Source organism: Mesorhizobium sp. M1E.F.Ca.ET.063.01.1.1, from assembly GCF_003998155.1.
Classification (GTDB): Bacteria; Pseudomonadota; Alphaproteobacteria; order Rhizobiales; family Rhizobiaceae; genus Mesorhizobium.
This window is the reverse complement of record NZ_RZSC01000060.1, coordinates 1-12,959: the sequence shown is the minus strand read 5'-3', so window position 1 is coordinate 12,959 and position 12,959 is coordinate 1. Positions and strand designations below refer to the sequence as shown.

The following is a 12,959-nucleotide window of genomic DNA, read 5'->3' as shown; positions in this document are numbered from 1 at the left end:
CTTTCGCCCAGGCGGACGGTGCGATCGCTCTTAACCGAGCCTTTTCGCATCCATGGGCTGAAGGATCGCGACTTAGATGCCGAAGCGACCCGCCTGCTGCGGATGGTGGGCCTGCCGGCCGATTTTGTCAGCCGCTATCCTCATCAACTCTCCGGTGGGCAAGCCAGGCGCGTCAGCGTCGCGCGTGCTCTTGCACTCAATCCGGACTTGATCATCGCCGATGAGCCGACCGCCGGCCTGGATGTCTCGGTGCAAGGCGAGGTGCTAAACCTTCTAATGCGCCTGCAGGACGAAACAGGCATCGCGATCCTGATGATCACGCATAACCTCAATGTAGTGCGCCACATAACCGACCGCATGGCGATCATGTATCTCGGCCGCTTCATTGAAGTCGGCACGACCCAGAGTATTTTCCATCAGCCAAGCCATCCCTATACCGAAGCGCTGCTTGCCGCCAATCCCGAGCCGGACCCAGACGCGGTGCTCAACAGGATTGAGCTCAAGGGCGAAGTTCCAAGTGTGATGAACCGACCATCTGGCTGCGAGTTCCACACCCGATGTCGTTACGCTCAAGATCGCATCTGTGGCTGCGTCGCTCCCCCATCCTCAGTGAGCCTGCAGGACCCGGAGCACAGCGTCAGATGCCATTTCCCGTTAAGCTCCAAATCGTTGACCTGCTGAACCTCATCCAGCGGAAACTAGGGGCCGATTTTTTTGTAATCTTGGCTCTCGGCTTCAGCAGTTTTGTGGAGGCGCCAAGGCTGACCCTCAATACGTCTCTCGCGAGCTCTAGATCGTTCTGGCTTGGCGGTTCTGAGACGCTTCTTGTTGGAACCAAAGCCGCAGATGTCGCTCAGCCCGAAACTGGCTTGCATTCGAGATATAATGGGGTTCCATCCGGGCGCATTGCTGCATGCACCTTCGTTGTGCGATACAACACGGGAGTGGCCCCGTGCGTCAGGAACCGGAAATCGCCGGATTCCTCCATGAGATCCTGCATCTCCTCGTAGAGCTTTCCACGCTCATTCGGGTCAGCGATGGAGAGCCCCTTGACGTTGAGTTCGTCATAACGTTCGCTGCGGAAGCGTTGCCAATTCCAGACGCCAACCTGAGCCTGCGTGAACCAAGTCACGTACTCAGATGGATCTGGGAGTCCGGTGAAACTCATGACGAATAGCTGCACATCCTTCCAGTGGTCGCCTTCCGATTCCATCCCGAGCGTCCAGAACGAACTGGAATCTAGAGGTTGGACCTCCAAGGAAATACCGATCTGCGACAATTGTGCCTGAATTGTCTGGGCTATAGTCGACGAAGTGGTATCGTTCAGGCAGTCGATGCTCAAGGTCAGATCGGTGACACCGGCCTTTTGCATGAACTCCTTGGCCTTAGCGAGATCGCCTTCCGGCGGGATGAGCGCCTTCTCACGATGTCCGACAACTCCGGGGGGAACGGTGCCGGTTGCCAGCACCGCTTGGCCGGCGTACGCAACACTTAGGATCTGTGGAACATCTATAGCCCATTGGATCGCCTTACGGACATTGATGTCCTTCAGTTTGGGATGATCCATGTTAATGCCGACCCAGACGTAGCCGGTCGAGGGTTTTTGTACTATCTCACTATCGGGGGGTGGATTGCTCCTGAAAGACGCAAGCGATTCGACACTGATACTAGTGAAATCTACATCGCCCGCCTGATAAGCGCGTTCAGCCGCCTTAACATCGGGAATAGGAAGGATGCGGATTTCGTCAAAGCCCGGCCTTGGGCCCGACCAGTCTGGGTTCCGAGTGAGAATTGTATATTGATTCGGCTTCCAATCGGCCAGCACATAGGGACCGGAGAACGCTGGTGGCTTCATGCCAAAATCACCGCCGTCCTTATTTGCCCGCAGCACGGCCTCCTCAGAAACGATTTGGCCCGCCGCGTGAGGTAGTGGAACTAGCCACACAGCTGCATCGGGTGTCTTGAATACGATGACGCCCGTATAGTCATCCTCAAGCTCGACTCGATCAAGCAGCTCCCAATGGGGCTTCATGGGTGAATTTAGTTTGACCACGCGCTCGAACGAGAACTTGACGTCCCGAGCAGTCATTTCGCCGTGGCCGCCGGTGAACTTGATGCCCTTTTTGAGACGGAAGCGGACATGTGTCGGGTCCACTTGCTCGATCTTTTCCGCCGCCTCCATTTCCCAACCCCAATCAGAGCCTGACTTGTAACGCGTGAGCTTAGAATAAATACAGTGCATCACGTCAACTTCCGCGTCTGTTACGACGAAAGCGGGATCTAATTTGCTGAGATCGGCATTGGCACGCGCGTTTAGCACCTTGCCTTCGGCAGCCCAGATGGCCTGGGTGAGCGGCATACCCGAGGCGATGATGCCCCCACCAAGCGCGGCACCAGCTTTGAAGAGGGTTCGACGGCTAACAATCCCAGCAATATTCGTCTTCATACCCATTCCCCTTGTGAGCATATCTGCCAAGCGGTGCTGCTTTCGTTGCGATAGTTCCAATGTGGAAAGCTGCTGACATCTAAAGCGCGCGTTTCCGCCATTCTTTGCGAAGCCTAACCTAGGCAAGGCTTGGGGAAATCTCCTCCTGGCGTTTGGCGACAAACGCATCGAGTTCCTCGCGCACGGCGTGGTCCATCGGCGGCTGCTCGTAGCTCGCGATGATTGCTGTCGCCTTCTCCCTGCAGCGCTGCGCCATGTCCTTGGAGCCTTTGACCTTCCACTGCTCGTAGCTTAGGTAATCGAGGATCTCCGGCGCGATGAACGCATCCTTGAAGCGCTTCAGCGTGAAGGAATCCCCGAGATAGTGGCCCCCGGGGCCAATCCGGCGCACGGCTTCGAGGGCATCCTCGAAATGTTCGAATGATATGCCCCGCGCGTATTTCTCGATGAGCAGGTTTTGTTCGGCATCGGCGACGAATTTCGCCATGCAGCACACGAGACCGGCTTCATCCCAGCCGCCGGCATGCATCATAAGGTTCGAGCAGGCGCTGGCGCCGGACATGTAGGCAATGGCTGATTCATAACCGGACTGGGCATCGAAGGTTTTGGCGGAGGATTGAGACGCAGTGGTTCGCCACGGCACGTTGTAGCGCCTTGCCAGTTGTCCGATGACGGCGTTGATCAGAGTGACTTCCGGCATGCCGGACATGGGGGCGCCGCTGCGCATCGACACCGAGACGGAATATTGACCGTAAATCATCTTGGCGCCTGGCGCGGCAAGCTGAGTATAGGCCAGAGCGGCGAGCGCCTCGGCATTCAACTGGGCGATCGTGGCGGGGATGTCGGCGGGAGTGTTGGCGGCGCCGAGCACGAACGGAGACAGCAACACGACCTGGTTCGCGTCGACGAAGGCGCGAAGACCTTCCAGCATGGTCGAATCCCAGACAAGCGGCGAGTTGCCCGACACGTGACCGATCATCACCGCGTTCTGATCCATAAATGCCTTGCCGTGCACGATCTGGCCCATGGCGATCGAGTCGTCGGCACGCTGCTTTCCGGTCGTCAGACCGAAGAAAGGCATGTTCGTTTCCACCAGGCTCGAATGATTGATGTGCAGATGGCGCCATGGCACGGCAATGTCGGTCGGCTCGCAGGTGAACCCGCCGGCGATATGGAAACCGGGCAGCATCTGGGTCAGCCGGTTCATGTTCCGTAGATCCTCGATCGTGGATGCGCGCCGCACGCCCTGAAGATCGCGAATGTTTGGCGCACCCTGCATGACGCCGAAAGTCATTGTGTCTGGCGCGATCTCGAAACGCTGTGACGGATCGCGAGACGTCATTTCAAAACGGGGAGGGGCCTTGGAGATGAGGTCCATCACCATGTCGCCCTCGAGGCGAACACGGTGTTCACGGACATCCGCACCGGCTTCTTTCCACTGCCTGATTGCCGTCTCGTCTCTGAATTCGATGCCGATTTCGCGCAGGATAGCCAGGGAAGCCTGATGGATGCGCTCAAGCTGCTCAGCAGTGACCGCCTCTACCGGCCGGATGCCATACTTGATGGTTGAGACGCGCGGCCTTCTTTCAGCTTCCCGGGCTGCAACGACCGAAGACCGGCCTCCGCGGCGTCGGATTGCGGGAGTATCAGTGTCCATTCGAGCCTCACCCGCGACAGCGGAACGCCGGCGTCCCGCATTAAACCCGCGGCTCCGCCGTCCGAGACGGCGTGCCTGACTTATATCCCGCTGATGATAGGCGTCGGCAATTGCCCTGAGAAGGCGCAAAAAGTTTCTGCGGTCTTAAACCCAGTTTATGTCCAAGCCCCCTCAGGCGCCAAGCTGGCGTTCCAAGCGCACCGGTGGTGGCCAGACACTGCAGAACCTGTGGACACCGTTCTGTTTCCCTACCAGGCTGCCGTTTGGATCTGAGTGCTGTCCAAGCCGGCCGCGCACTGCCGTTGGGCACGGCCTACCTAGACGCGAATGGGATGGGGATTTCATGATCCCGTTGCGGGCGATCTGTCAGCGCAGAATTGAATGCTGCTATGAGCAGCTTTAAGCCGTGACATGAAGCTGGTCTATGTCCGGCGCAATCTTTTCCGCTGTCAAAGCACCGGCGTCTGGAATAGAGAGCGGCTGTTTGCAGTAGAGGTCCGCAACCAGGCCCTGAGAATTGAAAATCCGCTCCGATTGGTCACGATCGACGCTAGAGTGTTTCTATGACGAATTGCGTCTGTTTAAAGGTGTCTTTGGGCACAATATGAACAAAGTGAAAGGTTCCCGACATGACTTTGCCCGATGAGTTCAAGCGCACTGTAGTCATTGCAGTGGATTTACAAAATGACTGCATCGAACCGGATGGGGCATGGCCGATCTACAATCGCGAAGAGCTTCTGCGAAGTGCCAAAATAGCTCTCGATGCCTGCCGTGCAGCGAGGTTGCCTATAGTCTATACACAGAATTGCTACGACCCAAGGGGAGTAGATGCGCTGTATCACGAGGCCTTGAATGGCGGGACCCCGACACATAGCATCGGGCAGTCTGCTGACATTCACGTTGACCTGAAACCGGAAGCTAGCGACCTGATTGTACGAAAGCAGCGCCCCAGCGCATTCTACAACACGAATCTGGAGATTTTGCTGCGCCGCTTGAATGCGGATCATCTTATAATGTTCGGGGCCTGGAGCGAGGTTTGTTTGGAAACGACAGTGTGGGACGCGATTTCGCGCGACTACCGCATCACGATTGTCAAGGATGCCTGCAGCACCGCTACTGAACTTATGCATATGACCGCCATGCTTGACTTGGCCAACTGGCTGTACGCAGGCTCGGTGATCACCGCGGACAATCTCACGAAGGCTTTGGAGGGTATGCCACACAAGGCTTGGCGCTTCGATAGGCCGGCTGCCTTTGCATACACGCTGGAGAACGTTAAATCTCTCTACAACTCACTTTGAGTCTCCAATAGAGAGACGGCTTCTCACTTCAAAACCTTCGGAGGAAGCCTTCGAAGCAGCTATATTCGCGGGAGCCTCACGCTGCTGTTGCAGAGGGAGGAAGCCGGTACGCGCCCGTGCTGCAGTGCCTTTCAGGTTCTGTCATGCGGGAACCTTGTCGCGTCAAGTTGAGCTCGCTGGCCGCGTTCTTGAAGTTCATGTGCGGCCAATTACCGCTAGGGCGAGAAACGAATACGTCGGGCGGGAGGTTGTGAAGCTTGATATCAATCAGGTCTATATCCGACGCCGTCCTTTCACTCTACGAGACCGCCGGAAGATGGTTTATTCGAAGAGAAAATAGTAGTTTTGAAACGCTGGTGATCGGCGTTTCGTGTTAGCGTCGAATGGCTCCCTGCGAGAATAGGTTCGCAGATGACGGATGAAGCAGAAATACGTTTGTCTCGGGCTCCGCGCCGCTCCAATCTGGGCCGTAAGGGGCTTGCGAGATCGGGCTCGGGAAACAGGGTAGCCACTGCGACAACGGGTTGACCGAGTAGATCAATTTGGAACACAACATAGAGGCGTCGATGTCTAATATTATGCCTGCTCCATTCGCGCGAAGCTTGTATTACCACATGGCGCGCATCAGGCGCTTCGAGGACAGGGTCGTTACCCTGGTCGATGACAACGAGATCGCCGGCGTATGTCACGAGTACAGCGGGCAAGAGGCGGTCGCGGTTGGTATTTGCGGCGCGCTCACGACCTCAGACATCGTCACAAGTACCCATCGAGGTCATGGCCATACGCTGGCGAAGGGCGGCGACGTTGGCAGGATGTTTGCTGAGCTGCTCGCGCGAACGGGCGGATATAATAAGGGTCGTGGCGGATCCATGCACATTGCTGACGTCGGGATTGGAATATTCGGGGCGAATGGTATCGTCGGCGCTGGAGCCCCTATAGCCTGTGGCGCCGCTCACAAATTCAAAGCCGCTCGCGAGAATCGCGTCGCTGTTTCATTCTTCGGCGACGGAGCAATCAATCAAGGCGTCCTCCATGAAGCGATGAATCTCGCCGCGATTTGGGATCTTCCTGTCATTTTCGTTTGCGAGAACAATCAGTACGCGATTTCGACGCCTCTAAAAGAAGTCACGATCCTAGACCCTTATGTTCGCGCCCAATCCTACGGAATGCCTGGCGTGTGCGTGGATGGCATGGACGTCGAGGCCGTTTATCACGCTGCTCTCACTGCTACGGAACGCGCTCGGACCGGTAAAGGCCCAACATTCATTGAGTGTCAGACTTACCGCTACTTTGGGCATTACACAGGCGAGCGTCACATGAAAATGACCTATCGATCTCAAGAGGAACTCGATCGCTGGAAGTTGCGGGACCCTATTAAGATTTGGGCAGCGCGTATGATGCAAAGTGGCTTGTGCGCTCAAGAAGACATCGAAGCTATCGATGCCGAGGTCAGCATTGAGATCGACCGGGGCGTCGAGTTCGCTAGGAGCAGCGCTCCGCCGAACCAGGCCGAGGCTCTCGATTGCATGTATGCCGTGCCGTATCCGAACACTCCGGCATGGGGAGTAGAGCCGTGAGACAGCTGAGATTTCTTCAGGCCATGAACGAAGCCTACCATCAAGCTATGGGGGCAGATGAGAGTGTCATGATCATCGGGGAGGACATTCGAGGCGGAATTCGCGGTGAGACGAAAGGCCTGCATGGCGCTTTCGGCGATCTCCGCGTACTCGACACGCCCATTTCCGAGGCAGCGTTCACCGGCTTCGCCACGGGGGCGGCTTTGGCCGGCTTGCGCCCAATCGTTCAGTTCCAAGTTCCCTCACTGATTTACGTCGCGTTCGACCAGCTAGTCAATCAAGCGGCGAAGATGCGATTGATGTTAGGAGGTCAAGCAAATCTACCGATCACTTACACGCTCATGGTGTCTGGATCGCGGGGTGGAAACGCGGGCCAGCACTCGGACAATCCCTATCCGTACCTCCTACACGCTGGCTTCAAGGTTGTTTGCCCTTCGAATGCCTACGACGCCAAGGGCCTCATGATCCAGGCGATCCGAGAAGACGACCCGGTCGTTTTCATAGCATCAGCCATGTCGCTTCCGCAAAGGGGTCCGGTGCCGGAGGAAATCTATGCCATCCCTTTCGGTTGCGGTGACGTTAAGCGTGAAGGCTCCGATGTCACAGTCATTGCTATCGGGCATTTAGTTCCCGAGGCTCTAGCAGTCGCTGAGCGCCTCTCTCAGGAGAAAAACATCAGCGTCGAAGTGTGGGATCCTCGGTCTCTTTTGCCGCTTGACAGGGAAGGGCTGTTGAAGTCCGTCAAGAAAACTGGCCGAGTCGTAATCTACGACGACACGAACCGTACTTGTGGGTTCGCCGCCGAGTTGAGCGCAATAATAGGAGAGCTGGCGTTTTCCTCTCTCAAGGCCCCGATCAAGCGTGTCACGCGAGCTGATGTTCCCATGCCGTTCAATCTTGCGCTCGAAGCTGCTGTTCTGCCGAAGCCGCAGCAACTGGAAGACGCGATCTTATCCGTAAGGAGCTATGCTCATGTTTGATGTTCGTATCCCGAAGATGGGTGCATCGACGGTCGAGGTTGATCTTACGAAGTGGTACGTTTCGGTCGGCACCTCGGTCGTTCCGGGTCAGATTCTAGCTGAAGTAGAGTCGGAAAAGACCAACATTGAGATAGAGGCGGAGACCGCCGGCGTGGTTGCGGAGATTCTTGTTGATGAAGGGTCGGTGACGGAAGTCGGAACCGTCATCTGTCGCATCAACACCGAGCAGTAGAATAAAATCAGCGTTCGTTACGTATTCCGACTGAACTTCAGAACCTCCGACGCACGATTTAAGTGCTCACCTTGGCTGCTTACGTCTGCATACATGCACGCCGCTCTAGGGACTACCATGACGCGAGACAAACGCTTCGAAGGCAAGACGATTTTGATTACTGGAGCAGCTCGAGGTCAAGGTGCGGCGGAAGCCGTCCAGATCGCCTCGGAGGGAGGGCGGGTCGTCATCGGCGACATCCTAGACGAGCAGGGCAAACAACTCGCAGCGAGTATCGGCGAAAAAGCCTCGTACATGCATCTAGACGTGACCAGCGAGCAAGACTGGCGAAGCCTGATCCGCTATCTGGAGGGGGAGGGGAGGGGGCTTCACGGTCTGGTCAACAACGCGGCAATTTATGAACCCTTGCCAATGAGGGATTCGAGCGTCGCCTTGTTCGAAAAGCACTTCCGTGTGAATCAGTTGGGTTGCTTCCTCGGTATGCGGGAAGTTTCACCTCTCATCGAGGCATCGGGCGGTGGCGCAATAGTCAACATCTCGTCTGTCGCCGGGATGCGCGGAAGCCGAACTTGTATGGCCTATTCCGCGACGAAATGGGCCCTTCGAGGCATGACAAAGTGCGCTGCCCTAGAGCTTGCGCCAGCAGGAATCCGCGTCAATTCTATCCACCCGGGGTGGGTGGAAACCGAGATGCTGCTGGCCGAGGATCCGTCCGACAGAGAGCGTCAGTACGCGCTCATTCCGCTCAAGCGGGCCGGCACGGTTGACGAGGTAGCGGACCTCGTTCTCTTCCTGCTCTCGAACGAGAGCCGCTACATAACCGGGGCGGAGGTCGCGATCGACGGAGGACTGTTGCTGTGAGCATTTTAGCCTTCTTACGCCAACATGCGTTCAGCTCGAAGATTCTCTCTTCGTGCCCCAAGCAGAGCAGCCCGAAGCCGTAAACCGCTGGCCCGCTAGATACCTCAAAAGCCACAGTAGAGCCAATGCCTATCAACGTCAGAATGCCGGCCTTCGCTTCCGATATGGGAGCAGTCACCATTGTAAAATGGATGTTCAACGAGGGGGACGACATAAAGGCTGGAGATGTTTTGGCTCAAGTGTCAAGCGGTGGCAAGACAGGAGAGATCAAGGCCGCTGCCGGCGGCACTCTGGAAAGGATTGTCGTTCCCGAAGGCGCTAACGGTCTAAAAGTCAGGGACCTGGTCGCCATTCTTGCCATCAAGACTGAAGCGGGTTCGGTAGCCGCAGCCCCTAGGCAACGGTCCGACGCGCCTGGAGGACCAGTTCCTGCAGCGTTGTCTGGCAGCGCAGGTGCCTCGGACGACGCTGTTCTAAAGCTGTTTGAGGACGGATCCTATGAACGTGTACCTAACGACGGGATGCGAAGGACGATTGCACGTCGTCTGGTGGCCTCGAAACAAACCATTCCGCATTTCTATGTCGCAGTGGATTGCGAGATCGATCAGCTTCTGGGACTTCGCTCCAGACTGAACGATGCGGCGCCCAGGGCTGCGGACGGACTGCCGGTCTACAAGTTGTCGGTCAATGACATGGTGATAAGGGCCTTGGCGCTTGCGCTGCGTGACGTTCCGGACGCAAATGTCTCCTGGACCGAGAGCGCTATCCTTAAACACCAGCACGTCGACATAGGGGTAGCTGTCTCGATCGCAGGCGGTCTGATCACGCCGATCATACGCAAGGCTGAACAGAAAACCCTTCACGTCATTTCCGGCGAGATGAAGGACTTCGGCAAACGCGCGAGAGATCGCAAGCTAAAGCCTGAAGAGTATGAAGGCGGCACGACATCTATCTCGAACCTGGGCATGATGGGGGTCAAAGAGTTCGCTGCCGTGATCAATCCCCCGCACGCTACGATTCTCGCAGTCGGTGCGGGCAGACAGCAGGTAGTCGTCAAGAGCGGTTCAATGGCCATCGCAACGGTGATGAGTGTTACGCTTTCCATCGACCATCGCTGTGTGGACGGCGTGCTCGGAGCAAAGCTGCTGCAGATATTCAAGAGCTATATTGAAAATCCTATGAGCATGGTCGCCTGAGCAATGTGGATAAGCGAGGGCGCTAAGTTGGAGGAGCAGGACCTGATTACCGAAAGCGGCGTCGAAAACCTGATGAAATGTCTTTTCGATTCTGCGTCAAGCGCTTAAAGCCACGAGCCGTCTGCAGACCTCAACCGTCCACGACCTTCTAGACCACTTCCCTCACTCGTCCTCCATCGGCAGCTAGCTGTTCAACAGGTGAAATATGACTTTGATCCAATGCTCGGAGCATCTTTGGGTGTTCAAGGACACGTGCAACGTTTACGTTGTGAAGCATGGCTCCGAGTGTCTTCTGATCGACACAGGATCCGGTGCTGTTCTTCCCCGGTTAAGCGAGATCGGGATCGAGCGAGTAGACTGGGTTTTGCATACTCACCATCATAGGGATCAGTGTTGGGGAACGCCGATGCTTCAGAAAACGGGAGCCAAGATAGCCGTTCCGGAATATGAACGTCACTTGTTCGAAAATGTTGAGGCTCACTGGCAATCTCGAGGCATTTACGACAACTATAACGATAGCAATACCTTTTTCGCCCTCGGCGAGAATATTGAGATAGATGCCGTGCTGGAGGATTACGAAGCCTTCCCCTGGAAAGGATACAATTTTCGGATACTACCGGCCAAAGGTCATACATATGGCATGATAAGCTTAATTGCCGACGTGGATGGGCAGACGGTTGCATTCACAGGTGACTTGATGGTTCGAGGCGGAAAACTGTATCAGCTCCATGCTATGGAGTATAGCTATGGCGATATGCTTGGCATTGAATTCACAATGCAATCAATCCTTGCGCTAAAGAAGCAGAGCGCCGCGGTAGCCTATCCATCTCACGGAACGGCGATCACTGAGGTGGACGCCGACATTACAAGGCTTGAAGCAAGGCTCGAGAAACTTTCCACTGTAGGTCGACTCCTTACTTCAGGCCGTAATACGGGCTTTGAAGACTGGCAGACTCTTCGCGACAGCAAGTTAGAACGTATATCCGAACATCTCCTCTGGGGAGGGCCATATACGTGTTCAAATTTCTACGTCGTGCTCAGCGGAAGCGGTCATGCGATGCTTATTGATTACGGACTTTCATCAATAGGTCACCTTCATTTCGGCTCGGACCACGATGGAATGCAGGCCTTACGGTTTGTCGAACATCATTTGGATGAACTCCAAAATCATTTTGGGGTCAAGGAAATCGAAGTAGTACTCCCCACGCATATCCATAACGACCACATCTGTGGAATACCGTATCTGCAGCGAAAATTCGGCACGCAATGTTGGGCTCTTGACCGCGTGGCACAGGTGATCGTCGACCCTGCTGCCTGGGCTAGTACGCCGTGCTGCTTTCATAAACCTGTTAAAGTACAAAGGACGCTGCGCGACGGCGAGGCTTTTCATTGGCGCGGGTTTGACTTTGAGATCTATTACGCTCCGGGCCAAACCGAATATCATGCAATGATTTTGGGCCACATTGACGGGAAGCGCCTGCTTTTTAGTGGAGACAATCTTTGGCTATTCAACCCCCGGGCAAGAGGAATCGAACACGAGATACCAATCCAGCTTACTGTTATGCGAAATAGCTTTCAGTTAGAAATGCATCGCCGTTGCGCGCAGGTGCTTCAGAAGGCCAGGCCGGACGTTCTGTGCCCCGGGCACGGAGCGCTAATTACGATAAGTGATGCCAGAATTGCGGAATATGCTGATTATGTCGACTATAAGGAGGCGGCGTTCCGCGAGATCGTGGATGAACCTGCGGACTGTTTCATTGACTTGTTTTGGGCAAGGATGTTGCCGTATATCTCGGAAGCACGACCGAGCGATGAGATCACGTACACAGTGAAAATCCGCAACAATCTCGAGCGAAGAGCTGTGTACCAAGCCCATCTCCTACCCGCGTTTGGCTGGCGGCCGCATGCAGAGCGAGAAAGTGTCTCTCTTGAGCCAGGGGAGCAAGGCGAGATACTCCTCAGAGCCACTGCGCCGGCGCTGAGTGATTCAAAACGGCGCCTTGTGACAGCCGAGATCCTGATAGACGGTGTATCTCAGGGGCCCATTTGTGAAGCCCTCGTCTCGACTCGTGGGAGACGACAGGAATAAAAGGCCCGATTGTCTTTGGTCCTACGGACAACAACTCAGACCGGACTCGGGCCGTAACTCAGCGGGCCTGCTGGTGCCTCGTAACGCGGGAACTCAGCAGCATGCCGAGGTCCCCACGCGCCGGTGGCAGACCATGAGCTTGCTTGCTGCTGGCAAGAGCATTGAGCGACGATCTTCGATCCCGGGTCTTGAAAGCTTCGGACGAGGGCATGTCCGCACGGCAAGCCGCGGCGGGTTCGAATTCGGGATATCGGGTGTGATCCGTTGGATCGAAACCGGCGGAGATCGGCGAGGACATCTCGGCCGCAGGGCTGGCAGAGGGGTTCAAGTCTCGATGTGCATGAAGCCTCCATCGTCAGGCTGATCGATGAGCGCAAGGACATAACGCTAAAAGAGATGGTGTAGCAGTTGGGAGTCGAGCGGTCGGCGCCTTGAGCGACTGGCTTCGCGGGGGCGGCTGGATGTTGAAAAGAGTCCGCGCAGGCGCTGGAGCAGCGTAAGCGATGCGCCAAGGCGCCCTTTCCCGAAGCCGCCTGATGCGTATATGGCTGTCAGCCGTTAGTCGGCGCGCCGGCGGCGATCACTGCAGGTTACCATAACGGGTGACATAGTGGAGTTCG

Annotated in this window: 10 protein-coding genes and 1 pseudogene; 9 read left to right on the top strand and 2 right to left on the bottom strand. The window is 56.0% G+C overall.

Annotated features, from left to right (window positions below; genetic code table 11):
- Window positions 1-681, top strand: a 681-nt coding sequence (locus EOA29_RS07695; RefSeq protein WP_245468434.1) for an ABC transporter ATP-binding protein, incomplete at its 5' end; no start/stop codon positions are given.
- A gap of 172 nt (window positions 682-853) precedes the next feature.
- On the opposite strand, the gene EOA29_RS07690 is transcribed toward EOA29_RS07695, so the two are convergent.
- On the bottom strand, window positions 854-2,446 hold the full coding sequence (locus EOA29_RS07690; protein WP_127220690.1) for an ABC transporter substrate-binding protein: 1,593 nt from the start codon (window positions 2,444-2,446) through the stop codon (window positions 854-856).
- A 118-nt stretch (window positions 2,447-2,564) separates the two neighbouring features.
- A complete protein-coding gene (locus EOA29_RS07685; protein ID WP_127220688.1) occupies window positions 2,565-4,232 on the bottom strand; it encodes a trimethylamine methyltransferase family protein in 1,668 nt (555 codons plus the stop codon).
- A 500-nt stretch (window positions 4,233-4,732) separates the two neighbouring features.
- Here EOA29_RS07685 and EOA29_RS07680 point away from each other — a divergent pair, with 500 nt between their 5' ends.
- The 8 genes and pseudogenes from EOA29_RS07680 to EOA29_RS42880 form a co-directional block, all read left to right on the top strand.
- Window positions 4,733-5,404: an isochorismatase family cysteine hydrolase gene (locus EOA29_RS07680; RefSeq protein WP_127220686.1), complete on the top strand. Its 672-nt coding sequence runs from the start codon at window positions 4,733-4,735 to the stop codon at window positions 5,402-5,404.
- 566 nt (window positions 5,405-5,970) lie between these two features.
- The gene (locus EOA29_RS07675) at window positions 5,971-6,981 is read left to right on the top strand and encodes a thiamine pyrophosphate-dependent dehydrogenase E1 component subunit alpha (RefSeq protein WP_210213125.1); all 1,011 of its coding nucleotides are present in this window, start codon (window positions 5,971-5,973) and stop codon (window positions 6,979-6,981) included.
- Window positions 6,982-7,004: 23 nt separating this feature from the next.
- On the top strand, window positions 7,005-7,961 hold the full coding sequence (locus EOA29_RS07670) for a transketolase C-terminal domain-containing protein (protein WP_210213124.1): 957 nt from the start codon (window positions 7,005-7,007) through the stop codon (window positions 7,959-7,961).
- The gene (locus tag EOA29_RS07665; RefSeq protein ID WP_189478843.1) at window positions 7,954-8,193 is read left to right on the top strand and encodes a biotin/lipoyl-containing protein; all 240 of its coding nucleotides are present in this window, start codon (window positions 7,954-7,956) and stop codon (window positions 8,191-8,193) included. The genes EOA29_RS07670 and EOA29_RS07665 overlap by 8 nt, the downstream gene beginning before the upstream one ends.
- Before the next feature lie 117 nt (window positions 8,194-8,310).
- Window positions 8,311-9,054, top strand: coding sequence for an SDR family oxidoreductase (locus EOA29_RS07660; RefSeq protein WP_127220680.1), 744 nt, complete (start codon window positions 8,311-8,313; stop codon window positions 9,052-9,054).
- A gap of 125 nt (window positions 9,055-9,179) precedes the next feature.
- Window positions 9,180-10,250, top strand: coding sequence for a 2-oxo acid dehydrogenase subunit E2 (locus tag EOA29_RS07655; RefSeq protein WP_127220678.1), 1,071 nt, complete (start codon window positions 9,180-9,182; stop codon window positions 10,248-10,250).
- 205 nt (window positions 10,251-10,455) lie between these two features.
- Window positions 10,456-12,339, top strand: a complete 1,884-nt coding sequence (locus tag EOA29_RS07650; RefSeq protein ID WP_127220676.1) for an MBL fold metallo-hydrolase — start codon at window positions 10,456-10,458, stop codon at window positions 12,337-12,339.
- 149 nt (window positions 12,340-12,488) lie between these two features.
- Window positions 12,489-12,741: pseudogene (locus EOA29_RS42880) on the top strand (IS630 family transposase); the annotation flags it as partial.
- Window positions 12,742-12,959: the final 218 nt, after the last annotated feature.

Coding starts and splice junctions, on each gene's coding strand:
- EOA29_RS07690 (WP_127220690.1), bottom strand. CDS start 2,446: ATGAAGACGAATATTGCTGGGATTGTTAGCCGTCGAACCCTCTTCAAA.
- EOA29_RS07680 (WP_127220686.1), top strand. CDS start 4,733: ATGACTTTGCCCGATGAGTTCAAGCGCACTGTAGTCATTGCAGTGGAT.
- EOA29_RS07675 (WP_210213125.1), top strand. CDS start 5,971: ATGTCTAATATTATGCCTGCTCCATTCGCGCGAAGCTTGTATTACCAC.
- EOA29_RS07670 (WP_210213124.1), top strand. CDS start 7,005: ATGAACGAAGCCTACCATCAAGCTATGGGGGCAGATGAGAGTGTCATG.
- EOA29_RS07665 (WP_189478843.1), top strand. CDS start 7,954: ATGTTTGATGTTCGTATCCCGAAGATGGGTGCATCGACGGTCGAGGTT.
- EOA29_RS07660 (WP_127220680.1), top strand. CDS start 8,311: ATGACGCGAGACAAACGCTTCGAAGGCAAGACGATTTTGATTACTGGA.
- EOA29_RS07655 (WP_127220678.1), top strand. CDS start 9,180: ATGCCTATCAACGTCAGAATGCCGGCCTTCGCTTCCGATATGGGAGCA.
- EOA29_RS07650 (WP_127220676.1), top strand. CDS start 10,456: ATGACTTTGATCCAATGCTCGGAGCATCTTTGGGTGTTCAAGGACACG.